General features: G+C 31.4%; 22 protein-coding genes and 2 tRNA genes. 11 read left to right on the top strand and 13 right to left on the bottom strand.

Annotated features, from left to right (window positions below):
- The first annotated feature begins 26 nt into the window (after positions 1–26).
- Positions 27–521: a phosphoribosyltransferase family protein gene (locus ACVC5O_RS15870; RefSeq protein WP_452222457.1), complete on the top strand. Its 495-nt coding sequence runs from the start codon at positions 27–29 to the stop codon at positions 519–521.
- On the opposite strand, the gene ACVC5O_RS15875 is transcribed toward ACVC5O_RS15870, so the two are convergent.
- Complete coding sequence (locus ACVC5O_RS15875) at positions 513–1,031, bottom strand: shikimate kinase (protein ID WP_452222458.1); 519 nt, start codon at positions 1,029–1,031, stop codon at positions 513–515. The genes ACVC5O_RS15870 and ACVC5O_RS15875 overlap by 9 nt on opposite strands.
- 126 nt (positions 1,032–1,157) lie before the next feature.
- Here ACVC5O_RS15875 and ACVC5O_RS15880 point away from each other — a divergent pair.
- The 7 genes from ACVC5O_RS15880 (at position 1,158) to ACVC5O_RS15910 (ending at position 6,287) form a co-directional block, all read left to right on the top strand.
- Positions 1,158–1,233 (top strand) — tRNA-Lys (locus tag ACVC5O_RS15880).
- A 51-nt stretch (positions 1,234–1,284) separates the two neighbouring features.
- Positions 1,285–1,368 (top strand) — tRNA-Leu (locus tag ACVC5O_RS15885).
- Positions 1,369–1,457: 89 nt separating this feature from the next.
- On the top strand, positions 1,458–2,375 hold the full coding sequence (locus tag ACVC5O_RS15890) for a MerR family transcriptional regulator (protein WP_452222459.1): 918 nt from the start codon (positions 1,458–1,460) through the stop codon (positions 2,373–2,375).
- A gap of 6 nt (positions 2,376–2,381) precedes the next feature.
- Entirely contained in the window at positions 2,382–3,842 is a 1,461-nt protein-coding gene (locus ACVC5O_RS15895) for a phytoene desaturase family protein (protein WP_452222460.1), read from the top strand.
- 4 nt (positions 3,843–3,846) lie between these two features.
- The gene (locus ACVC5O_RS15900) at positions 3,847–4,686 is read left to right on the top strand and encodes a phytoene/squalene synthase family protein (protein WP_452222461.1); all 840 of its coding nucleotides are present in this window, start codon (positions 3,847–3,849) and stop codon (positions 4,684–4,686) included.
- Between the two features lie 2 nt (positions 4,687–4,688).
- Complete coding sequence (locus ACVC5O_RS15905) at positions 4,689–5,138, top strand: beta-carotene hydroxylase (protein ID WP_452222462.1); 450 nt, start codon at positions 4,689–4,691, stop codon at positions 5,136–5,138.
- Positions 5,139–6,287 carry a lycopene cyclase family protein gene (locus ACVC5O_RS15910; RefSeq protein WP_452222463.1) on the top strand — a complete coding sequence of 383 codons (1,149 nt, stop codon included), beginning with the start codon at positions 5,139–5,141 and terminating at the stop codon, positions 6,285–6,287.
- On the opposite strand, the gene ACVC5O_RS15915 is transcribed toward ACVC5O_RS15910, so the two are convergent.
- From ACVC5O_RS15915 to ACVC5O_RS15950, 8 genes are all read right to left on the bottom strand, one after another.
- Positions 6,282–6,842, bottom strand: coding sequence for a TlpA family protein disulfide reductase (locus ACVC5O_RS15915; protein ID WP_452222464.1), 561 nt, complete (start codon positions 6,840–6,842; stop codon positions 6,282–6,284). The genes ACVC5O_RS15910 and ACVC5O_RS15915 overlap by 6 nt on opposite strands.
- A 139-nt stretch (positions 6,843–6,981) precedes the next feature.
- Entirely contained in the window at positions 6,982–7,854 is an 873-nt protein-coding gene (locus ACVC5O_RS15920; RefSeq protein WP_452222465.1) for an anti-sigma factor, read from the bottom strand.
- 124 nt (positions 7,855–7,978) lie between these two features.
- Positions 7,979–10,249, bottom strand: coding sequence for an aconitate hydratase (locus ACVC5O_RS15925; RefSeq protein WP_452222466.1), 2,271 nt, complete (start codon positions 10,247–10,249; stop codon positions 7,979–7,981).
- Positions 10,250–10,472: 223 nt separating this feature from the next.
- Positions 10,473–10,667, bottom strand: coding sequence for a GldL-related protein (locus tag ACVC5O_RS15930; protein WP_452222467.1), 195 nt, complete (start codon positions 10,665–10,667; stop codon positions 10,473–10,475).
- Between the two features lie 2 nt (positions 10,668–10,669).
- Positions 10,670–11,623, bottom strand: coding sequence for an AAA family ATPase (locus ACVC5O_RS15935; RefSeq protein WP_452222468.1), 954 nt, complete (start codon positions 11,621–11,623; stop codon positions 10,670–10,672).
- 2 nt (positions 11,624–11,625) lie between these two features.
- Positions 11,626–13,071: a peptidylprolyl isomerase gene (locus ACVC5O_RS15940; protein ID WP_452222469.1), complete on the bottom strand. Its 1,446-nt coding sequence runs from the start codon at positions 13,069–13,071 to the stop codon at positions 11,626–11,628.
- Complete coding sequence (locus ACVC5O_RS15945; RefSeq protein WP_452222470.1) at positions 13,034–13,891, bottom strand: peptidyl-prolyl cis-trans isomerase; 858 nt, start codon at positions 13,889–13,891, stop codon at positions 13,034–13,036. Before ACVC5O_RS15945 ends, ACVC5O_RS15940 begins: the two co-directional genes overlap by 38 nt.
- A complete protein-coding gene (locus ACVC5O_RS15950; protein ID WP_452222471.1) occupies positions 13,892–15,835 on the bottom strand; it encodes a peptidylprolyl isomerase in 1,944 nt (647 codons plus the stop codon). It lies immediately after the preceding gene.
- A gap of 297 nt (positions 15,836–16,132) precedes the next feature.
- On the opposite strand from ACVC5O_RS15950, the gene ACVC5O_RS15955 reads away from it, so the two are divergent.
- The 3 genes from ACVC5O_RS15955 to ACVC5O_RS15965 all read left to right on the top strand — a co-directional run bounded on the left by ACVC5O_RS15955 (position 16,133) and on the right by ACVC5O_RS15965 (position 19,576).
- Positions 16,133–16,588, top strand: a complete 456-nt coding sequence (locus ACVC5O_RS15955) for an SRPBCC family protein (protein ID WP_452222472.1) — start codon at positions 16,133–16,135, stop codon at positions 16,586–16,588.
- Complete coding sequence (locus tag ACVC5O_RS15960; protein WP_452222473.1) at positions 16,581–16,817, top strand: hypothetical protein; 237 nt, start codon at positions 16,581–16,583, stop codon at positions 16,815–16,817. Before ACVC5O_RS15955 ends, ACVC5O_RS15960 begins: the two co-directional genes overlap by 8 nt.
- A 140-nt stretch (positions 16,818–16,957) precedes the next feature.
- Complete coding sequence (locus tag ACVC5O_RS15965) at positions 16,958–19,576, top strand: T9SS type A sorting domain-containing protein (protein WP_452222474.1); 2,619 nt, start codon at positions 16,958–16,960, stop codon at positions 19,574–19,576.
- Positions 19,577–19,712: 136 nt separating this feature from the next.
- Here the strand turns inward: ACVC5O_RS15965 and guaB are convergent, their stop codons facing one another.
- From guaB to ACVC5O_RS15985, 4 genes are all read right to left on the bottom strand, one after another.
- Positions 19,713–21,182, bottom strand: a complete 1,470-nt coding sequence (guaB, locus tag ACVC5O_RS15970) for an IMP dehydrogenase (protein ID WP_452222475.1) — start codon at positions 21,180–21,182, stop codon at positions 19,713–19,715.
- 105 nt (positions 21,183–21,287) lie between these two features.
- Positions 21,288–21,536 carry a hypothetical protein gene (locus ACVC5O_RS15975; RefSeq protein ID WP_452222476.1) on the bottom strand — a complete coding sequence of 83 codons (249 nt, stop codon included), beginning with the start codon at positions 21,534–21,536 and terminating at the stop codon, positions 21,288–21,290.
- Between the two features lie 359 nt (positions 21,537–21,895).
- Positions 21,896–22,402 carry a ferritin gene (locus ACVC5O_RS15980; RefSeq protein ID WP_452222477.1) on the bottom strand — a complete coding sequence of 169 codons (507 nt, stop codon included), beginning with the start codon at positions 22,400–22,402 and terminating at the stop codon, positions 21,896–21,898.
- Between the two features lie 77 nt (positions 22,403–22,479).
- Entirely contained in the window at positions 22,480–23,469 is a 990-nt protein-coding gene (locus ACVC5O_RS15985) for an ABC transporter ATP-binding protein (protein WP_452222478.1), read from the bottom strand.
- Positions 23,470–23,472 lie beyond the last annotated feature (3 nt).

The following is a 23,472-nucleotide window of genomic DNA, read 5'->3' on the forward strand; positions in this document are numbered from 1 at the left end:
TTTAAACCTTACTAACAAAATCAATTATGAAAAGTAGTATTTTATCTCATGAAGAGATTTTACATAAAATTAAAAGAATTGCTTACCAAATTTATGAAAGTAATATAAATGAAGAAGAGGTTATACTTGCAGGAATTGACAGTAATGGTTATTTGTTAGCTAAAAAACTAAAAACAACTTTAAAACAAATTTCACCTTTAAATCCTATTTTGTGCAAGGTTGAAATTAATAAAAAAAAACCAAGAGAAAATATAAAAACCTCTTTAAAAACAAGTGATTACGAAAACAAATCTTTAATATTAATAGACGATGTTTTAAATTCAGGAACCACATTAATCTATGGTGTAAAGCATTTTTTAGAGGTGCCTTTAAAACAGTTTAAAACTGCTGTACTTGTAAATAGAAATCATAAAAAATACCCTGTTAAAGCAGACTTTAAAGGCATTTCGTTGTCCACTTCTCTAAATGAGCATGTACAAGTTGTTATTAAAGATAATACATTTGAAGCTTTTTTAAAATAGCTTAAGTATAATATCTTCTAGTATAAGTTTTGGTTCTCTGTTTACATCAACCGTAAGTTGCGCTTGGTTATAAAAGTGAGACCTTTCGAATAAGTGCTTACCAATAAACTCTATTAAATCGTCTGTATTTGTTAAATGGTTTATTAAAGGTCTTTTAGCTTTTTCAAACTGTAAACGCTCTGCAAGAGTGTTAATTGACGATTTTAAATATACACTTACACTATCTTTATCGTTTAATATGCTATCCATATTACTATAATAACAAGGTGTTCCACCTCCAAGTGCAACAATTAAATTTTTATTTGTATTTAAAATTTCGAGAAGTGCATTTCGCTCAGCTTTTCTAAAATAGATTTCTCCTTTTTCTGAAAAAAGTGATTTAATAGTTGTTTTTTCGGTTAACTCAATATAATCATCCAAATCTACAAACTCAAAATTGAACACTTTTGCCAATTTTTTGCCAATAAATGATTTTCCAGAAGCCATATATCCTATTAAAAACACTTTCATTATTTACGCTATAAACTGATTATTAAAAACATAGAAAAATACATAGCAAAAAAACAAAAAATTAATTTAAAATAGGTTTGTATTATTAATTAATCGTTATATATTTGCACCCTCAATTAGGAGAAAGACCAGTTAGCTCAGTTGGTAGAGCATCTCCCTTTTAAGGAGAGGGTCCTGGGTTCGAGCCCCAGACTGGTCACCAAAAAAAAGTTAAGCTTTGCTTAACTTTTTTTTTATCTTTATTTTTTTCTTTGCGCACGTGGCGGAATTGGTAGACGCGTCAGCTTGAGGGGTTGATGGACATTAGTTCGTGGAAGTTCGAGTCTTCTCGTGCGCACTTTTTTTTATTATCATTAAACATAATTTTCCTAAACTTTTCAAAAACTTTTGTATAAATTCATTTTGTTTAACTATTTTAGCTAAATAATGAACAACACAAAAAGCACATTCAGTATTAAAGATTTAGAAAACCTTACAGGTATTAAATCTCACACCATTAGAATTTGGGAAAAACGTTATAACCTCTTACAACCAGATAGAACAGATACAAACATTAGGCAGTATAGTTTATCTAATTTACAAAAGCTTTTAAACATAAGTTATTTAAATAATAATGGTTATAAAATTTCTAAAATTGCAAATTTAGACGAAAAGGAAATTCCTCTTTTAATAAAAAAAATTGCTTATAATGACGATTTAGATAACGATGCTTTAAATAAGTTTAAGTTGTCTATGATTAATTTTGATCAGGCATTATTTCACAATACATTTAACGCGTTAATAAAATCTTATTCATTTTCCCACATTTTTTACAACGTATTAATTCCGTTATTAGATCATATTGGCCTTTTATGGCAAACAGATACCATAACACCTGCACAAGAACATTTTATTGTAGAATTAATAAAAAAGAAAATTCTTGTTAGCACAGAAAATGCAATGGCTACAGTTAAACAAGATGCTAACTGTCCAACCTATATTTTATTTTTACCAGATAATGAAATCCATGAGTTAGGCTTATTATTTACAAACTATATATTAGCGGCAAATGGTTGTCACTCCATATATCTAGGACAAAGTGTACCCATGGATAGCTTAAAAGATATTTCTAATTCTTACATAGATGCGGTTTATATTTCGTCTTTTACAGTCAAACCTCTTAAAGACGAAATAAATGAGTACCTCAATAAATTTCAATCCGAAATTTTAATAAATAAAGGCAACAAACTATTAATTTCTGGTAGAATGACAGAATTTATAAACCAAAAAGAAACCAAGAAGATAATAAGCTTTTCTAGTACCAAAGCATTGGTGGAATCTTTAAACATTAGCCTAGAGGTTTAGTATATTATGAAAAAAAAGATTTCAATAATCGGTTCTGGCTTCTCCTCACTTTCTGCTGCATGTTATTTGGCTAAAGATGGACACAGCGTTACTGTTTTCGAAAAAAATAATACTGTTGGAGGTCGTTGCAGACAATTAAAAAAAGAAGGCTTCACTTTTGATATTGGACCAAGTTGGTATTGGATGCCTGATATTTTCGATAAATTTTTTGCAGATTTTGGTAAAAAAAGATCTGAGTATTACGAGTTAGATAAATTAAGTCCTGCATATAAAATATTTTTTAAAGACGAAACAATTACAATAGGAGACACATTAGATAAAATAGCTACAGAGTTTGAACGAATAGAACCAGGTAGTTCCATACCCTTAAAAGCATTTATAAAAAAAGCGGCTTCTAATTATGATATTGCTATTAATAAAGTGGTATTAAAACCAGGAATTTCTCCTTTAGAACTAGTGACTAAAGACACTATTACTAGAGTCGATCAATTTTTTAAAACTATAAGTGGAGAAGTTAGAAAACAGTTTAAAAATCCAAAATTAGTATCAACATTAGAATTCCCTGTGCTCTTTTTAGGTGCAAAACCAAGCAATACACCTGCGTTTTATAGTTTTATGAACTATGCCGATTTTGGTCTAGGCACATGGCATCCTAAAGGTGGTATGTACGAAATCATTAAAGCAATGACAGCTTTAGCAAAAAGCTTAGGTGTAGAAATTAAAACAGACAGTGCTGTTAGTAAAATTATTGTTAATAATGGGATTGCATCTTCTATAATTGTTAATGGAGATACAATAAACTCTGATGTTGTTTTAAGTGGTGCAGACTATCATCATTCCGAAACATTATTAGAACAAAAACACAGACAGTATTCCGAAAACTATTGGAGTAAAAAAACTTTTGCACCTTCCTCCTTACTATTCTATGTAGGTTTTAATAAAAAACTGAATAATATAAACCATCATAATTTATTTTTCGATAGTAATTTCGAAACTCACGCTCAAGAAATTTACGATAATCCTCAATGGCCTAGTAACCCTTTATTTTACGTAAATTTTCCCTCTAAAACAGATGCATCAATGGCTCCAAATGGTTGCGAAACAGGCTTTTTTTTAATTCCTATTGCTCCAGGATTAAGAGATACCGAAGAACTAAGAGAAGACTATTTTAATAAAATAATTTCAAGATTTGAGTCTTTAACAGCGCAGAACATTAAAGATTCTATTATCTTTAAAGAGTCTTTTTGTGTAAACGATTTTATTAGCGAGTATAATTCTTACAAAGGTAATGCCTATGGAATGGCAAACACTTTAACGCAAACAGCTTTTTTACGCCCAAATTTAAAAAGTAAAAAAGTAAAACATTTATATTTTACAGGTCAACTAACAGTACCTGGACCTGGAGTTCCACCAGCATTAATTTCTGGTAAACTCGTATCTAAACTCATAACAAAACACAGTACTTAAAACAATGAAAACATTATTTGACGACGTTTCCTATAAATGCTCTAAGATTGTTACAAAATCTTACAGTACTTCGTTTTCGTTAGCGACAAAAATGCTATCTAATAGTATTAGGCAAGACATTTATAATATATATGGGTTTGTGAGATTTGCAGACGAAATTGTAGATTCATTTCACGATTACAACAAACAAACACTTTTTAAAGATTTTGAAGACGATTTAGAAAAAGCAATAATCGAAAAAATAAGCCTAAACCCTATCCTTAATGCTTTTCAACATACTTATACAACTTATAATATTGAAAAACATTTGGTAGATTCCTTTATGGAAAGCATGAAAATGGACCTCTATAAATCTAAATATCTAACAGATGAAGAATATAAGCAATACATATATGGCTCTGCAGATGTAGTGGGTTTAATGTGTTTAAATGTGTTTGTAAAAGGCGATAAAGAAAAATACAACGCCTTAAAAGAATCTGCAATGTCTTTAGGCTCTGCTTTCCAAAAAGTAAATTTTTTAAGAGATCTTAAAGCAGATTTCGAAACTTTAGATCGCACATATTTTCCAAATACTGATTTAAAAAATCTAGACGAAGCTTCTAAAAAAGCAATAATAGATGATATAGAACAAGACTTTGCAAAAGGTTTAGAAGGCATTAAACAATTGCCTATAGAAGCTAAATTTGGTGTGTTTATGGCTTACAGATATTATAGACAATTACTCAAAAAATTAAGACGCACACCTGCAGCTAAAATTAAAAACACAAGAATTAGAGTTCCAAACTATAAAAAAGTAGAACTTTTAACACGAAGCTATGTAAAATATCAATTAAATTTAATGTAATTATGCAAACACTATATTGGATATTAGTTTTTATAGGCACATTTTCCGCTATGGAATTTATGGCTTGGTTTACCCACAAATATATTATGCATGGTTTTTTATGGAGCCTTCATAAAGACCACCACCACAAAGATCACGACAGTTGGTTTGAGCGTAACGATGCCTTTTTTATTTTCTACGCTATTGTAAGCATGACCTGCTTTTACCTATGGAGTTACGAGAATATTTGGTATTGCTTACCAATTGGTTTAGGTATTATGGCTTATGGAGCAGCCTACTTTTTAGTGCATGATATTTTTATACACCAGCGCTTTAAGCTGTTTAGAAATGCCAATAATTGGTATGCTAAAGGCGTTCGTAGAGCACATAAAATCCACCATAAGCACTTAGGCAAAGGCGATGGCGAATGCTTTGGGATGCTATTTGTGCCATTTAAATACTTTAAAAGGTAAATGGATGATTCCATACATTATTTCGATTATATAATTATTGGAAATGGATTAGCTGGTCTCCAATTGGCTTTAAAACTTGCTGAAGACCCTTTTTTTAATACTAAAAACATTGCCTTAATTGATTCTTCTGAAAAAAACGAAAACGATAAAACGTGGAGTTTTTGGGAAACAGCGCCTAGTATTTGGGATACTTTAGTTTATAAAACTTGGCAAAAAGCAAAAATACATACGCATAATAAAAACATCAATCTTAGTCTAAATCCTTACAAATATAAAAGTATTCGTGCATTAGATTTTTATAACTATGCAAAAGGAACACTAATCAAAAAAAAGAATTTTACTTTTATTATAGACCACGTTACAGGTGTTTTTGAAAATGAAATGGTAACTGTAAGCACAAAAACTAGTAAATGTAAAGCTCATCATGTTTTTGATAGCAGAATAACTGAAGATTTTAAAATTGAAAACAATAAACACACCACATTAATACAACATTTTAAAGGGTGGATTATTACAACCGAAAACCCTTTTTTTGAAGAGGATTGTGTAACAATGATGGATTACAGATTAAAAGATGGAGAACAAACTACATTTATGTATGTTCTACCATTTTCTAAAACCGAAGCCTTAGTTGAGTTTACATATTTTACTGAAACCTTAGTAGAAGAAGCTACTTACGATAAGTTTATACAACGCTATATTAAAAATTATTTAAATTTAGAAAACTATTTTATAGTTGAAACAGAGACTGGACAAATACCAATGACCACGTTTCCTTTTGAAAAATACAACACTAAAAAAATAACAAAAATTGGTACTGCTGGAGGTTGGGTTAAAGCTTCAACTGGCTATTCTTTTAAACACACCGAAAAAAAAATAGCGCAAATACTAAGTAATTTGAAGTCTAACCAATTACCTTCTAAAAACTTATTTAAACGTAAATATAAGTTTTACGATAAAATTTTCTTGAAGGTTTTAAAAGATGAAAACCATAAAGGCGAATGGATTTTTGAGCACTATTATAGTAAAAATGATGTAGAAACTATGTTTCGATTTTTAGACGAAGAATCTTCATTTTTAGAAGATGTTAAAATTATGTGGTCGTTGTTTAGCTTCAGTTTTATTAAAGCGTTTTTTAAAACCTTATAACTTAAGCAACTCATCTATTTTAGTTCTTACTGCTTCACTATTCCAATTTGCAGCACCTGTTTTATCAATAACTATTTCTCCTGTTTTACTAATTAAAAACGTTCTAGGAATACCAGACACGCTAAATTGTTCAGTTTTTGGCTGTTCTAAAGGTTTAACTGTGGTAAATGTGTAGTCCTTTTTTTCTATAAATGTTTGCACAACCTCTAATGCTTCATTTGAAATAAAAACAAATTCAACATCATCTTTATAATCAGTATATAAAGCTTGTAAACTTGGCATTTCTGCTATACAAGGTGGACACCATGTTGCCCAAAAATTAACTAGTACTACTTTATTTTTAGCGCTATTAAAATTATAACCTTCTCCATGTATTGTTTTTAGTTTCCAATTGTACGTTGTTACAACCTCAAGAGTTTCAGAGGTTTTTATAGATGGACTAAATAAAGCTAACCCTTTGTGAAGTGCTACTTGTATAGGCTGCCTAGTCTGCGGAATTATTAAAACTAAAATAATAACGAAGAAAATAATATTCTTAAAGTTTAAATTTTTCATAATAAAAAACAATGAAGCGTTATCTCAAAATTACGAAATAACGCTTCAAATCTAATAAAAAACAAACAATACTATTTTACGTTATAAATCGAAATCCATATTTGTAAAATAAGTATGCCATTCTTTTAATATTATATTATTATCTAGTTACAGTACCTGTTGGTAAAGACCCTAAATTTAATCCAAAATCATGTGTTGCTGGAGCTGTGTCCATGCCTGCAGTACCAACTAAAGGCTTCATTGCAAAAGGTGCTGGCGAATTGTCTGGAAAAGGCTCTACAGAAATCACTACAGTTCTATTTCTTACATCAAGAGGAAAGGATTCTCCAGCAGGTTCGTTTTCAAAAAAATCTTCTCCTGGTACAGGTGGTCCTGCTGCTGCACCACTAAAAGGTGCTGCTCCATCTGCTGCTCCAAAGTCTGTAAACGTTCCTGTTGTTAATGGTCCTGTTTCTCCAACTACCCAACCTTCGTAAACCCAACCTTCTGGTAACACTGGTAATGTAAAGTTAGCTGTTGGTGGCATTCCTGGTGCTCCAAACCAAACTCCGTTTTCATCGTTTCCATTGTTTGTTCCTGTTTCGTCTGTTGGTGTTCTTAAAAAGAATGTTCCAGAAGCTGTACTAAAATCTCCAACGATTGCAGTTGTTAAATCTGCTGTGGCACCAGAGAAATCTCCAACTAATACTTTTGTTGCTGCTGGAGCTAAAGCTTCTGCTCCTGTTTCTCCTGCAGGTTCAATTGATAATACAAATTTTGTTGCAGCTGCTAATTGTGTAGGATTTACTTGAAATGTTTGTGGACCTACAGATGTAAAAGTCCCTGTAGAGACAGGAGAACCATCTACTATAATCCAACCTTCGTAAACATAATCGTCTCCTAATTCTTCTAATCCACTAAAATCTACTGTTAATGGTGCAGTTGCTGCTTGTGGTGTTGCATCGTCGTCGTTACTACAAGAGGTGGCAAATAAACTTAATGCCAAAGCTCCTAAAATCATTTTTTTAATCATTGTTTTGTTTTTTTGTTATTATACTGCCTTTGGTCGAACTATAGTTAAAGCACTTACATAATTAACAAAAAAAAACTCCTAATTTTCTTTAGGAGTCTTTTAATGAGTGTGTTACAACTTAATTTTAACCTGCATTTTCTTTTTTAATTAAGTTTAAAGCAGAACCTTCATTGTACCAATCTATTTGAGATTGGTTATAAGTATGATTTAACATAATGGTATCTTTAGTTCCATCTTTATGTACTACTTCTAATGTTAATTGTTTATTTGGTGCAAATTCGTTTAAATCTACAAAGTTAAACGTATCATCTTCTTGTATTAGATCGTAATCGCTTTCATTTGCAAACGTTAACCCTAACATTCCTTGTTTTTTAAGGTTAGTTTCGTGAATACGTGCAAAAGACTTTACAATAACTGCTGCTACACCTAAATGCCTTGGTTGCATTGCTGCATGCTCTCTAGAGGACCCTTCTCCATAATTATGATCACCAACTACAATACTTGGTACACCTGCTGCTTTATATGCTCTTGCAGTATCTGGTACTCCACCATATTCTCCTGTTAATTGGTTTTTAACAAAGTTAGTTTTCTTACCAAATGCATTAACAGCTCCTATTAAAGTATTATTAGCAATATTATCTAAATGTCCTCTGTAACGTAACCAAGGACCAGCCATAGAAATATGATCTGTTGTACATTTACCAAAGGCTTTTATTAAAAGTTTAGCTCCATTTATTGTATTACCAATAGGCTCAAAAGGAGTTAATAGTTGTAAACGCTCAGAATCTTCTTTAACTGAAACTTCTACGCCACTTCCATCTGCAACTGGTGCTAAATAACCATCGTCTTCTACATCAAATCCTTTAGGTGGCAATTCCCATCCAGTAGGTTCCGTAAACATTACTTCTTGTCCATTTTCGTTAATTAATTTATCTTTTAAAGGATTAAAATCTAAACGTCCTGCAATAGCAATTGCTGCAGTTAATTCTGGCGAAGCTACAAAAGCATGCGTATTTGGGTTCCCATCTGCACGCTTAGCAAAGTTTCTATTAAAAGAGTGTACTATACTGTTTTTAGGTGCATTTTTAGGGTCACTATATCTTGCCCATTGTCCAATACATGGACCACAAGCGTTAGTGAATATTTTAGCATCTAGCTTTTCGAATATTCCAAGAATACCATCTCTATCTGCTGTATAGCGTACTTTCTCTGATCCAGGATTGATACCTAGTTCAGATTTCATCTTTAAACCTTTGTCTAATGCTTGTTGTGCAATAGAAGATGCTCTAGATAAATCCTCGTAAGATGAGTTTGTACACGATCCTATTAAGCCCCATTCTACTTTAATAGGCCAATCGTTTTCCGTTGCCTTTTTAGTCATTTCTTTACCAACTTGCGTTGATAAATCTGGTGTAAAAGGTCCATTTAATAATGGTCCTAACTCTGATAAGTTAATATCTATTACTTGATCAAAATACTGCTCTGGATTTTCATAAACCTCAGCATCTGCAGTTAAATGTTCTCTTACTTTATTTGCAGCATCTGCAACATCTGCTCTTTCTGTAGCGCGTAAATAACGCTCCATAGAATCGTCATAGCCAAATGTAGAAGTAGTAGCTCCTATTTCTGCTCCCATATTACATATTGTACCTTTACCTGTACAAGACATTGCTAGAGCTCCAGGCCCAAAATATTCTACAATAGCTCCTGTCCCTCCTTTTACTGTAAGAATTTCAGCGACTTTTAAAATTACATCTTTTGGTGCAGTCCAACCAGAAAGTTTTCCTGTTAAACGTACTCCAATTAATTTAGGAAATTTTAATTCCCAAGCCATTCCTGCCATAACATCTACAGCATCTGCACCTCCAACTCCAATGGCTACCATACCTAATCCACCAGCATTTACTGTATGAGAATCTGTACCAATCATCATTCCTCCAGGAAATGCATAATTTTCTAATACTACTTGGTGTATAATTCCTGCTCCTGGTTTCCAGAAACCAATTCCGTATTTATTAGACACAGATTCTAAGAAGTTAAATACCTCACTACTCACATCGTTTGCATGCAGTAAATCTTTTTTAGCTCCTTCTTTAGCTTGTATTAAGTGATCGCAATGCACAGTTGTTGGCACAGCCACTTTTGGTTTTCCTGCTTGCATAAATTGCAATAGGGCCATTTGAGCTGTAGCATCTTGACATGCAATACGATCTGGTGCAAAATCTACGTAATCCTTTCCTCTTGTAAAGGCTTTAGTTGCTTTACCATCCCAAAGGTGATTGTATAGAATTTTTTCTGAAAGTGTTAATGGTTTACCAACAACTTCTCGAGCAGCTGTTATGCGCTCTTCCATTTGTGCGTAAACCTTTTTAATCATGTCAATATCGAATGCCATAGAGTATCGTTTTAAGGTTAAATTAAATTAGAATTTTACCGAACTAATCCGGTTTTGCAAATTTACTAAATTATTGAGTAATTTAAAAATATATAACGAAAGATGAAAATGAATGAATATTCTTCAATAAAAAACATGAAATTAGCTTATATATTAAATTATATGTAATTTATTGGCTGAAAAATATTAAATTGATAAGAAACTTAAGTTGAAGAAGTATTACTTATTGTTTTGTCTTAGCATACTTAATAAGTTTAATAATAAGTATAATAGCTGCAATTACTTTTAGAAACATACCTAAAGTAAGTAGTTCACTACCATAAGGCCAGTGTTGAATTTTAAATAACGAGCCTAAAATAACCAAAATAAAACCTATTAAAAACAGGATTAAAGACACTAATAAGTTTTTAATATTCATGATTAAAACAGGCTTTTAATTATTTGTTCTTCGGTTACACCTTCGGCTTCGGCTTTATAATTTTTAATCATTCTGTGTCGCAATATACTCGTTGCCACTGCTTGTACATTCTCTATATCTGGTGAGAATTTACCTTGTATTGCTGCATGAGTTTTTGCTGCTAAAATAAGATTTTGTGATGCTCTTGGCCCAGCTCCCCAATCTACATAATTTGCCACTAATTCTGCTGCTGTTGTAGAGTTTGGTCTTGTTTTACCAACCATTTTTACAGCATACTCTATTACATTATCTGCAACAGGAATACGACGTATTAATTGCTGAAAATCTATAATTTCCTGAGCATTTAAAACAGGATTTATTGTTGGTTTGATATCGCTTGTCGTAGATTTTACCACTTGTACTTCTTCTTCAAAAGTTGGATAATCTAAGTTTATAGCAAACATAAAACGGTCTAATTGAGCTTCTGGTAAAGGGTATGTTCCTTCTTGCTCAATTGGGTTTTGCGTTGCTAATACAAAATAGGGCAAATCTAATTTGTAATGGTGTCCTGCAACAGTCACAGCTCTTTCTTGCATGGCTTCTAATAAAGCGGCTTGCGTTTTTGGAGGTGTTCTGTTAATTTCGTCTGCAAGAATAATATTAGAAAAAATAGGTCCTTTTATAAATTTAAAGTTTCTGCTTTCGTCTAATATTTCACTACCAAGTATATCACTTGGCATTAAATCTGGTGTAAACTGAATGCGTTTAAAATTTAAACCTAAAGTTTGCGCAATAGTATTAACCATTAATGTTTTTGCCAAACCTGGTACACCTATAAGCAAGGCGTGACCACCAGAAAATATAGATATTAAAATTTGATCTATAACATCATCCTGACCTACTATAACTTTCGCTATTTCGGTTTTTAATGTTTTGTATTTATTTACTAATTGGGTTACTGCTGCTACGTCAGACATACTTATTTTTTTAACCAGTTACTATTAAAATCGCAGTCTTTTTTATCGTCACTAATTTTAATGTATGTATCCATTATTTTTTCGTTTTGCCACTTATCGATAGCTTTAAAGCGTTTTTCGTTAAGTGCTAACTCTTTAATTTTTAAATAATCGCGAGCATAATCTGCTTCGTGCTCATTTATTCTGTCTGAAATTTTTAAAATCTTAAATTTCACTTTTCCTGTTCTGCCTTCATCTGTAAGCACTTCACTTATTTGATTATCTTTTAAATCTTGAATTTGACCATAGAGTTCTGGGTCCATTTTAGTTAATTCAAAATTATAGTCTTGTGTTGCAGGATTAATTAATTGTCCGCCTTGAAATTTAGTTTCTTTTTCGTCACTCATTTCTCTTGCTGCATCTGCAAATGAAATTTCATTATTTTCAATTTTCTTTTTCACATCTTCAAGACGTGTTTTTGCTGCCATTACTTCGGTTTCAGAAACTTTAGGAATTATTAAAATATGTCTAACATCGTATTCTTGTCCTCTAATTTTTTCTAAATAAATAATATGGTAGCCATATTCTGTTGCAAATGGTTTAGAGATTTCGCCTTCTTGTAAAGCAAATGCCACTTCTCTAAATTCTTTTACCATTTGTGGTCGTTTTCTATTTAGAGTGTACATTCCTCCATCTTTTTTTGAAGCTGTATCATCTGTATAAAATATAACTTTAGATAGAAAGCTTGCTCCTTTTAGGACATCATCTCTAATTTCGTTTAATTGCTTTATAACTCGTTGTTTTTCGGCCTCGTTTACTTTTGGCTCAATTACTATTTGAGCTACTTTAAGTTCTGTACCAAATGTTGGACGCTCCTCTTTTGGAATGTTATTAAAAAATTGTCTTACTTCTTCTGGAGTAACTTCTACTTCGTCAACAATTTTTTTCTGCATTGCAGCAGCCAGCTTATTGTTTTTGTTTATGGTAAACATTTCGTCTCTTAAACTCTGCTCGTCTTCTTTGTTATAAAACTTTAAAACCTCGTCTAAAGAGCCATTAAATTGTAATTTAAATTGTTGTATTTGTTGATCTACAAAAGAGCGAATTTCGGCATCAGAAACCTCAACACTGTCTTCTATTGCGTGGTGAGCGTACAATTTGTCTTCTAAAAGCTTACCAAATAGGCTACAACGCGAAAATTTACTTGCATCGCCTCCTTGTGCTTCAATTTGTAAAATAGTTTTATCAATATCGCTATCTAAAACTATATAGTCTCCAACTACTGCTGCTACACCATCTACTTTTATAGGTCCTGTATTTTTAGTTGTATCTGCTTGTTTTACTGAGGCTACGGTTTCTTCAATTAGTTCTTGTGCTGTAATTGCATTTACAAATACAAAACTGCAAATAGCTAATGCTATATGTTTAGTATTAATCAAGGAGTTCAAATTTTTTATTTTTAATGGCATCTTTTGTTATGTCTTTTTTTAATTGTGTAATGAGATCTAATTTGCGTTTATTAATAACAATTTGATTTACTGTTGGCCTTACATATTCTAATGGTGCAATAGTGTTTCTTGTTGCTACGTCTTCAATTTGCATCAAATATAGTCCTAATGAATCTTTGAGTTGTATAAAATTAGATTTTTTTAACAGTTCTTCTCTATTCTCGGGAGAGAGTACTGGAATTTTTTCTATTGCCTTATCTACTTTTATCCAAACAGAATCGTTTAATGAATAGGATTTAAATTGAATAGAAATAGAGTCTAGATCTCGCTTATTAGCGTTATTAAACACTTTAAATTTTTCAGTTATTTCTTTTAAATCTAATCGTTTAGCATCTATATTAATATATCTAAATTTTATTAAATCTTCATTAAGCATAAACGCTTCAGTGTTTTGATTATAATAGGCTTCTGCTTCGTTAGCATTAACAATAGTATCTAAGTTTTTGTTAACTAATGCTTCTAAATATGCTTTACTATATAAATCGGTTTTATATTGCTCTACCAACTCATCATATTCGGCTTGTTTATACTCGTTTAAATTTATTTTTGCGCCTTGTAATAACAACTGTTGTGTTGCCCAAGAGTTTATAAAACTATTTACTAATTGTGTACTATCCTCTTTTGTTGCGTTTTCTGGCACCAAATTTTTAATATCGTCTTGGTATAAATACTCCTCATTAACACGTGCAATAGCGTTTGAGGTATCTACGGTATTAAAATAGTTGCAACTGGTTAATAGGGTTGCAATGGCTAAGTAAAGTATGTTAATTTTGTATCGCAATTATTTAGGTTGTAATTTAGATTTTAATGCTTGTAACGTGGCTTGATTTACTTTAATAGTGTGCTTGTCTCTTAATTGCTTAATCCATTTTGCTTCTGTTTCTTCTTGGAATTCACTACTAACCTGACCTTTTGCTTCTTCGAAAGTTTTAATCGTTTTTGGCATAATAGCATTTACTTTAACAACCACAAAGCTATTGTTATGCTTGTGGATTGAAGAGAGTCCTTTTTTAAATTTAAAGTCCCTTGGAAGTGCTTGATGTTGTGCATCCATTACGCCTTTTGTAAATAACACGTTAACTTTATCGGCTTTATTTATCTTTGATTTTATAGTTTCAATATCAACATTTTTATCTAATAGTTTTGCTACTTTTTTTATTTCTTTTTTTGAAGCTGAAGACGCTACAATTGCATCTACTCTATCATTCCAAATATAGTTTTGTTTGTTTGCCTCGTAAAAGTTTTTAAGTCCAACAGTATCGGTTTTGGCTGCACTCCAAATTTTAGTATCCATTAAATCGAAAAGTAATAATCCATCTCTATACTCGCTTACAATTTGAGCGTATTCTGGATTTTCTTCCTCTAAATGTGCTTCTTGGTACTTAAACAATTCGGTTTCTAAAAATTGTTCGTATTTTTTTTCTACTAACTCCTTAATTGGCATTTTACCTAACGGAATACGTTGTGTTTGTGTTAAATAGTTTCCGAAGTCACTATATTTTAATTGCTTTTTTCCTATTGTAACAAGAGGAGTTTCAGCAGAAAAATCTGAAGGTAAACTCCACGTTCGAGTAGTATAATTTTTATTTACTATAGAGGCAAAATAAGCTAAAGCTTTAGGATTGTCTTTTACATTATATTTGTTTTTAAGCTTTGCAGCCATTGCAGAGTTTATTAACTCTGACCTACTGTCTCGCTTTACTTTATTCTCTAACTCTGCTTTTATTTTACTAAATTCTGGAGTGGTTTCTGTATTGTATAGCTTTACAATATGCCATCCAAAATTACTTTTAAAGGGTTGTGATAAATTATTTTCTTTGGTGAGGCTAAATGCAACTTCTTCAAATATGTTAGAACTTAATTCTCCGCTAGCAAAAGGTGCTATTTTTCCACCATTTTTAGAAGAGCTTTTATCGTCTGAAAATTGTTTTGCTAAAGCTTCGAAATCTTCACCTTGCTGTATTTTTTTGTATATAGCATTGATGCGTTTTTCAGCATCTATACTATCTTTAGTGGCAATCATAATATGTGCAACTGTACGTTTTCCGCGAGTTGGCCTTTTATCTAACACCTCTACAATATGGTAACCAAAACGAGTTTTAAATGGCTCTGAAACCTCACCAACGTTTGTATTAAACGCAACGTTTTCGAAACTATACACCATTTTAAACCCTGAAAAATATCCTAAATCTTCTGCATAAACAGTAGCACCATCGTGCACTTCTTTTTGTACCGTCTCAAAACCTTCTTTTTTAATACGTTCTTTTAAAGCGAGTAACCTATTGTATGCTTTTAAAGTATCTGCAGGTGTTTCATCTCCATTTAAACGAATTAATATATGCCTTGCTTTTACCTCGTTAGATACTCGCTCGTATGCTTCTTTTACTAAAGCATCTGTAACTTCATTATCTTTTAAATAGTTTTTAGACAGTTGGTTTTTATAACTATTAAACTCCCTTAAATATTGAGATTTTTTGTCTAAGCCTAAGGCTTTAGCTTCTTTAAGCTTTAATTTGTAGTTAATAAATAACTCCAAATAACGCTCAACATCTTTTTGTGTTTGGTCTTTTACTAAGTCTAAGTTTTTTTTGTAAACACGTTCAAAATCACTGGCGTAAATTAGCTCATCATCTATTGTAAATAACACCTGTTTGTTATTATGTTGCGCAAATTGTATTTGAGTTGCCAGCCCAAAAATAAAAAGTAGTAGGTATTTAATTTTCATAGAGTGTTGCATTTTTTAAAGTACCTGCAAAAATACTAATATTACAGTATTTAGCAAGTAAATAACAAACGTTATGAAACAATTTTTAGTGTGTAAATAAAATTTTCTAAGAAACAGAAAATAACACTTGTAAAAAAAATTATGGAGTATGTTTGCTAATAATTTAACGAAATAAATAACATCAACACTTTATAGATGGATTAAACAGTATTATTAGATTGTTTAACTTAGCAATCACTTATTTTTTTAAATTTGTTATAATAGTATTATTTTATCTCTACATAATATTAACTATCAATGAAATACAGTTCTGAGATTATTATTGAATTAAAACGCGATGACGTTTTAGAAAAATTAAACAATCTAAACAATTTAAAACATTGGCAAGAAGGTTTAATTAGCTTTGAGCATGTTTCTGGTAGTCCTGGTGCTGTTGGCTCTAAAATGAAGCTTAATTATGTGATTAATAACAGGAAGATGTCTTTAATAGAATCTGTAACACACAAAGAGTTGCCAGAGCAATATCATTTTATTTACGATACAAAAGGCATGCATAATATCCAAAAAAACTTTTTTACTATAACTCCACAAGGCTATACAAAATGGACTGCTCACAGTGAGTTTGTTGCAACCAATTTAAAAATGCGTATTCTTACTTTATTAATGCCTAAGCTATTTAAAAAACAATCTATGAAATATATGGAAGATTTTAAAAATTTTGCCGAAAAAGGACACTCTGTACAGCATGCGTAAACTAAAACTTATTTGGGATTTTCGAGGACCTGATGCACATAAAATTGCCGAGCATCATCACATGCACTTAAAAGACTACATTGCCATAAAAAAAACAGCCTTAAACATTACTGGTTATGAGCAACTAAACGATATGCACAGCATTGCGTTTATGGTTGTTAATGATGATGAAATGCGACCAATTAGAGATGCGCTTAAACCACATAGAGGTGCGCTTTATGTGGAGTAATACTATTGTTTAATTTGTTTCTAAACTTAAAAAACACTAGTTTCGTTTGGCTATTGCTTAAATACTACAACATTAAACATAATTTGTATTGTCCACAATTTTGACAATAATAATAGCATAACTAACTAAAAAAATAATACATGTTTAGAATAACATTTTTTTTATTATTATGCTCAGTTTTTGGGTACAGTCAAGACATTACTTTTAGCGACCCTGATTTACTCACCTATTTAACCACTAAACTGTGTGTAGATACTGATGGAGATGGTGTTTTTGACTCTACAGCCGATTTTAACAATGATAACCAAATACAATTAAGTGAGGCTAATCAAATCACACATTTTAAATTTAACACTCAAGCATATAATATTGAAAGCTTAGGCGGTTTTGAAAACTTTAGTAATCTCTTATTTTTAGAAGTAACAAGCATAGATGTAAATTCATTAGATTTTAGTATTTGGCAAGCTTTACAGACATTAAAATTATCTTCAAGCATTGATAGCTTTACATTTAACAATCCAGCATTAACTCATTTTGAACTACAAAATGTTGGCTTTAATAACCCTCTTTTCGATTTAACCAATTTACCAAATTTAGAATATGTTAGGATTCAAAGTTCTCAATTAACAGATAATTTAATTTTTGGAACCCACAATAATCTTGAGGAACTTCGTATTCTTTCTGGTACTTATACTTCATTAAATTTATTGGGAATGCCTGCTTTAAAATATCTTACAATAGATGAATTTACAGGTAATGCAATCGATATTTCTAATACGACTTTACTAGAAGAGTTTATTTTTAGATATACAGAAAACTTAACTTCAATACAAGGAAGTGATGCCTCTACTTCATTAGAGAAAATAGATTTTATACAAGATGGGTATAGTAGTAATACCCCTTCTAGTTTAGACTTATCTTTTAACAATCAAGGATTAAAAGATATTGAAATTCGTGGTGTTAACTCTTTTTCTTTAAGCAACAATATTGGTGGAATTGGAGCTATAGAATTATGGTATATTAATGAATCGTTAACTATACAAAACAGTAGTTTTAGCTATATAGATAGTGCTTTAGATGCTTCCCTTTTTATAGGTAATATAAATTCTGACGAGGTAAGCTTAACAAATATTGAAGGTTTAAGATTTTTAACATTTCAAAGTTTATCTACTAACAGCCCATTGGATTTATCTACAGTTAATACTAAGCGCTTTTCTCTAAGCTCTAGTAGTTTAACTGAACTTAATTTGAAAAATGGCAATATTTTACAACACTTTAATAGCAGTTACGAAACAGATATTCAGTTTATATGTATAGACAGTGATGAATTTAGTGTGGTTGAAAACGGTTATCAAAACGATAATTCTGCAGTAGTCATACATCCTTATTGTACGTTTGTTTTAGGTGGAGATTATTACGAAGTAACAGGTAACGTTTTAGTTGACTTAGGTACTGGTTGTTTGCCATATACGACTAATTCTATTTTTGATGTACAGTTTTCAGTTTCAGATAACACAAATTCAGATGTTTTTTATGTAAATAATTTAAACGAGTATTCTTACACCTTACCAGAAGGAGAACATGTATTGAGTAGTCAGCTTGTTGAATCTAATTATTGGACGATTAATCCCTCTAGTGTAAATCTCAGTTTTCCATCAAACTCAAGTCCGTTTAATCAAGATTTCTGTATTACCGCAAATGGTGCTTTTAACGATTTAGAACTAATTATTATCCCAATTGAAGCTGCAAGACCTGGTTTTGATACCGATTATAAAATTATATTTAAAAATAAAGGGAACACAACACTATCTGGTAATATTGATTTTTCATTTGATGATAACTATATAAACTTTCTATCTTCAAACCCTATTGCAGATTCTCAAACCTTTGGTAATTTAGTGTGGAATTATACAGATTTACTACCTTTTGAAACAAGAGAAATAAGCCTCACAATGACTTTAAACACACCAACCGATGCTGACTTTCCTTTAAACAGTGGCGATTATTTAGATTACTCTGCGACAATTAATCCAGACGATATAGATGAAACACCAGACGATAATACAACACAATTAAATCAAGAAGTAGTAAATTCTTTTGATCCAAATAACAAGACCTGTTTAGAAGGCGACACAGTAACATTAGATCAAGTTGGGAATTACATACATTACTTAGTAAGATTTGAAAACACAGGAAGCGCAAGTGCTGTAAATGTAGTAGTAAAAGATGTTATTGATATGTCAAAATACGATATATCTACTTTGCTTCCTCTAAATGGAAGTCACGATTTTTATACAAGAATTAGAAATGGGAATGAGGTGGAATTTATATTTGAAAACATTCAATTACCTTTTGATGACGCTAATAACGATGGATATGTATTATTTAAAATAAAAACATTACCTACTTTAAACGTTGGAGATAATTTTAGTAATAAAGCAGATATTTATTTTGATTTTAATGCACCAATAATTACTGATAATGAAACCACTATTATTATTCAAGAAGACTTAAGTATTGATGAGATTAACTTAGAAGATATAAAGATTTATCCAAATCCTACTTCAGATTATTTTAAAATTGAAAATTTAAATAACTCAACTATTAAAACAATAGAATTATATAATATTTCTGGAAAAAAACTAAAAGAATTTTCAATCTCAGAAAATTACGAAATAGATGATATATCAACTGGTGTCTATTTCATTAAAATTAAAACAGAACGAACAGAAACAAATAGAAAGTTAATTAAACTTTAAAAATTGGTAGCTTCGTTTAACGAATGATATTAAACATTAAAACGTTTGATATCAAGAGCTCATTAAACGAACATTCCTAAAAACAAAAACGCACCTTATTTAAAAGCTGCGTTTTTGTCTTAAATAACTAAATACTTTATCTCGAATAATTAGGCGATTCTTTGGTAATGGTTACATCGTGTGGATGGCTTTCGTTAATTCCTGAAGCAGTAATTTTTACAAAACGTCCTGTTTCTTTTAAAGTTGCCACATCTTTGGCGCCACAATAACCCATTCCTGCTCGTAAACCTCCAATAAATTGGTGAATGCTTTCAAATAATTCGCCTTTATAAGGCACACGACCAACAATGCCTTCTGGTACTAATTTTTTAATATCGTCTTCCACATCTTGGAAATAACGGTCTTTACTCCCTTGCTTCATGGCTTCTACAGAACCCATTCCTCTATAGGATTTAAACTTTCTGCCTTCGTAAATAATGGTTTCTCCAGGACTTTCCTTGGTTCCTGCTAATAAAGAGCCTAACATTACACAATCTGCTCCTGCTGCAATTGCTTTTGGAATATCTCCTGTATAACGAATACCTCCATCTGCAATTACAGGAACTCCACTACCTTTTATAGCTGCTGCAACTTCTAAAACTGCACTAAATTGAGGAAAACCAACTCCTGCTACTACTCTAGTTGTACAAATAGAGCCAGGACCAATACCTACCTTTACAGCATCTGCTCCTGCTTCTACTAAATATTTTGCGGCTTCTGCTGTTGCTATGTTTCCAACAACGGCTTCTAGTTTTGGGAATTTCTTCTTTATTTCTTTTAAAACAGAAACTACACCTTTAGTATGTCCATGTGCTGTATCTATAACTATAGCATCTACTCCAGCTTGTACTAAAGCTTCTGCACGTTCTACAGCATCTCCTGTAACTCCAATTGCTGCTGCAACGCGAAGCCTTCCGTAGGTATCCTTATTTGCTATAGGTTTTTGTGTGACTTTAGTGATGTCTCTAAAGGTGATTAAGCCTTGCAACTTATCGCCTTCAACAATAAGTAATTTTTCAATTTTATTTTGTTGTAGTATTTTTTCAGCATCTTTTAAAGAGGTTCCAACAGGTGCTGTAACTAGATTTTCGCTAGTCATAACCTCAGTAATTGGTCTGTTATTTTCGTGTTCAAAACGCAAATCTCTATTGGTAACAATCCCTTTTAGTTTTCCGTTAGCATCTACAATAGGAATACCTCCAATACTGTGCTCTCGCATTGCATTTTTAGCATCTGCAACTACTGCATTTAGTTGTAAGGTTACTGGGTCTATAATCATGCCGCTTTCTGCACGTTTTACTTTACGTACTTTAGCTGCTTGCTCCTCAATAGTCATGTTTTTATGCAACACACCAATACCACCTTCTCTTGCCATTGCAATTGCCATTTGGCTCTCGGTAACTGTATCCATAGCTGCAGAAACTATAGGAACGTTTATTGTAATGTTTTTTGTGAATTTGGTTTGAATGTTGACTTCGCGTGGAAGAACCTCAGAAAAAGCTGGGACTAATAGTACATCGTCGTAGGTTAACCCTTCTCCAACTATTTTATTTTCGTGTGCTGTCATTGCAATTAGAATTAATTGCGTGTAAAGATAGTTATATTAACTAAATAATAAACAAAAACAGACCACTTAATAGTAGTCTGCCTTAATTTTATATACTTAAATGTATTATGCTTGCGCACTTTGTGGTGCCCATTGTGAGCATAACATTCCAGGTGCTGCCTTTTTTGGGTTAGCACAAGAAGGTGCTTCGTAACGTGCACATGTTGTGCAATTAGGATCGTTTTTTAGTGCTGCTTTCATTTCAAAACTATCGCAAGTATAGCTTGTTGATACCTTAACTCCATGCACTTTACAAATTTCGTTTGCTGCTAAATTTTCGCAATTCACACAACTATTTCCTATTCTTATAGACATATTTTTCTTTTTTTAAAATTAATAATACTATAAATTTAGGTATTGAAGTGTTTAGAACAAATTTAAATAGCTGAATTTGAACTGTTTGTATTTAGACTGATTTAAAATAGGTTGCATGTTATTGAGCATAAATCGCAGGTTAAAGCTTAGGACAGCGCTTACAATGTGACTTTCCTTTTTTCTTATACGATTTACAACACTTTTTTTTCTTATTAATAATTGGCGTGTATGTGTTTGGAATATATAATTCCATACAATTTAAGTCTGTATCTAAAAAACAATCAGCTTTTATAACTTTATCCTTCGTCATGTTTTAGACACTTTTATTTATTAAAAATAAACCAATCACACCTTAATACTTAGTTTTCTTTGTCTTGCGATGCTGCAATCATTTGTATATCGCGATCAAATAAATAATGTCCAGACTTATCACTACCAATAATATTTAATTTATCTAGTAAAGTTCTAGCCATAGCTTCTTCTTCTAATTGTTCGGTAACATACCACTGCATAAAATTATGTACGTTATAATCTTTTTGCTGAAGGCACTCGTAAATTACATGGCTTATTTGCTCTGTAACAAATATTTCACTTTTTAAAAATTTCTCAAAAAGTTCATTTAGACTATTAAAATCGTGCTCTGGTTTTTCTAAAGCAGGAATGTTAACATTGCCACTTCTTTCGTTAACAAACTTCACTAATTTGGTCATGTGCAAACGCTCTTCTTCAGACTGACTGTAAAAAAAATCTGAAACGCCATTGTAACCCTTGGCATCTGCCCAAGACGCCATAGCTAAATATTGCATAGATGCTTGAGCTTCGTATTTTATTTGATTATTTAGTAAGTTTTCTATTATTGCATTCATAAATAATTATTTTTTTACAAAGTTAGTAAAGTTTTAGTGGTATTAATGGTATATCGTGCTACTGAGTACATTTTAAATTAGGCGTCAAATATAAAAAGTGAATCGTTTTTAAACCCAACAACAACGGTTTGATTAGACAAATCGCTAACAGAATAAAAGTTGAGTACTTTTTTATTTTGAAGCGTAATGGTATTTAAGTATTTACCTTGAAAAAATTGACTTTTTTGTATTGTAACAGTATGATTAAAGTCGTTATCCTTATCAATTTTAAAATCGTCTATTCGTAAGGCATACCTTTTGTTATTCTGAAATTTAAAATTAAAACTCTCTAAATCTGAAGGTAATAAATTTACCAAGGGACTAAAAAGTGAAGCCACATAAAAACTTTTGGGTTTAGAGTATAATTCCTTTGGTGTTGCTTGTTGTTTAATTTCGCCATCTTTAAAAACAACAATTTGATCTGCTATTGCTATAGCATCTTGCGTATCGTGCGTAACAAAAATAGCAGTAATTCCGGTTTGTTTTATAATACTAAAAATATCGTTTCTTAATTGTATTCTTAAATTATAATCTAAATTACTAAAGGGTTCATCTAAAATTAAAAGCGCTGGATTTGGTGCTAAAGCTCTTGCAAGTGCAACGCGTTGTTGTTGTCCTCCTGAGAGTTGGTGAGGAAATCTTTTTTCTAAACCTTCTAAACCTACAATTTTTAAAACCTCATCAACACGTTGTTTTTTGTTTACGTGTTTACTAATCCCATAACTTACATTATCAAATACAGTAAAATGAGGAAATAATGCATAGTCCTGAAACACTAAGCCAATGTTGCGTTTTTCTGGTTGTTTATAAACTGTATCGCTAGCTATTACAGTGTTATTGAGTTTTATTTGTCCGCTATCTTGAGTTTCTAATCCTGCAATAAGCCTAATTAGTGTGGTTTTACCACTTCCGCTTTCTCCAACTATGGCTAAAATATTGCTATTAGTAACTGATAAATTAACGTTTTTTACAACTGTATTTTTATCAAAAGATTTACTAAGCGATTTAATTTCTAAAATAGTGTTCACCAG

Source organism: Lacinutrix salivirga, assembly GCF_053604675.1.

Bases quoted from the DNA above. Each gene is read 5' to 3' on its own strand.
- ACVC5O_RS15870 (WP_452222457.1), top strand. From the start codon at position 27: ATGAAAAGTAGTATTTTATCTCATGAAGAGATTTTACATAAAATTAAA.
- ACVC5O_RS15875 (WP_452222458.1), bottom strand. From the start codon at position 1,031: ATGAAAGTGTTTTTAATAGGATATATGGCTTCTGGAAAATCATTTATT.
- ACVC5O_RS15890 (WP_452222459.1), top strand. From the start codon at position 1,458: ATGAACAACACAAAAAGCACATTCAGTATTAAAGATTTAGAAAACCTT.
- ACVC5O_RS15895 (WP_452222460.1), top strand. From the start codon at position 2,382: ATGAAAAAAAAGATTTCAATAATCGGTTCTGGCTTCTCCTCACTTTCT.
- ACVC5O_RS15900 (WP_452222461.1), top strand. From the start codon at position 3,847: ATGAAAACATTATTTGACGACGTTTCCTATAAATGCTCTAAGATTGTT.
- ACVC5O_RS15905 (WP_452222462.1), top strand. From the start codon at position 4,689: ATGCAAACACTATATTGGATATTAGTTTTTATAGGCACATTTTCCGCT.
- ACVC5O_RS15910 (WP_452222463.1), top strand. From the start codon at position 5,139: ATGGATGATTCCATACATTATTTCGATTATATAATTATTGGAAATGGA.
- ACVC5O_RS15915 (WP_452222464.1), bottom strand. From the start codon at position 6,842: ATGAAAAATTTAAACTTTAAGAATATTATTTTCTTCGTTATTATTTTA.
- ACVC5O_RS15920 (WP_452222465.1), bottom strand. From the start codon at position 7,854: ATGATTAAAAAAATGATTTTAGGAGCTTTGGCATTAAGTTTATTTGCC.
- ACVC5O_RS15925 (WP_452222466.1), bottom strand. From the start codon at position 10,249: ATGGCATTCGATATTGACATGATTAAAAAGGTTTACGCACAAATGGAA.
- ACVC5O_RS15930 (WP_452222467.1), bottom strand. From the start codon at position 10,667: ATGAATATTAAAAACTTATTAGTGTCTTTAATCCTGTTTTTAATAGGT.
- ACVC5O_RS15935 (WP_452222468.1), bottom strand. From the start codon at position 11,623: ATGTCTGACGTAGCAGCAGTAACCCAATTAGTAAATAAATACAAAACA.
- ACVC5O_RS15940 (WP_452222469.1), bottom strand. From the start codon at position 13,071: ATGCCATTAAAAATAAAAAATTTGAACTCCTTGATTAATACTAAACAT.
- ACVC5O_RS15950 (WP_452222471.1), bottom strand. From the start codon at position 15,835: ATGAAAATTAAATACCTACTACTTTTTATTTTTGGGCTGGCAACTCAA.
- ACVC5O_RS15955 (WP_452222472.1), top strand. From the start codon at position 16,133: ATGAAATACAGTTCTGAGATTATTATTGAATTAAAACGCGATGACGTT.
- ACVC5O_RS15960 (WP_452222473.1), top strand. From the start codon at position 16,581: ATGCGTAAACTAAAACTTATTTGGGATTTTCGAGGACCTGATGCACAT.
- ACVC5O_RS15965 (WP_452222474.1), top strand. From the start codon at position 16,958: ATGTTTAGAATAACATTTTTTTTATTATTATGCTCAGTTTTTGGGTAC.
- guaB (WP_452222475.1), bottom strand. From the start codon at position 21,182: ATGACAGCACACGAAAATAAAATAGTTGGAGAAGGGTTAACCTACGAC.
- ACVC5O_RS15975 (WP_452222476.1), bottom strand. From the start codon at position 21,536: ATGTCTATAAGAATAGGAAATAGTTGTGTGAATTGCGAAAATTTAGCA.
- ACVC5O_RS15980 (WP_452222477.1), bottom strand. From the start codon at position 22,402: ATGAATGCAATAATAGAAAACTTACTAAATAATCAAATAAAATACGAA.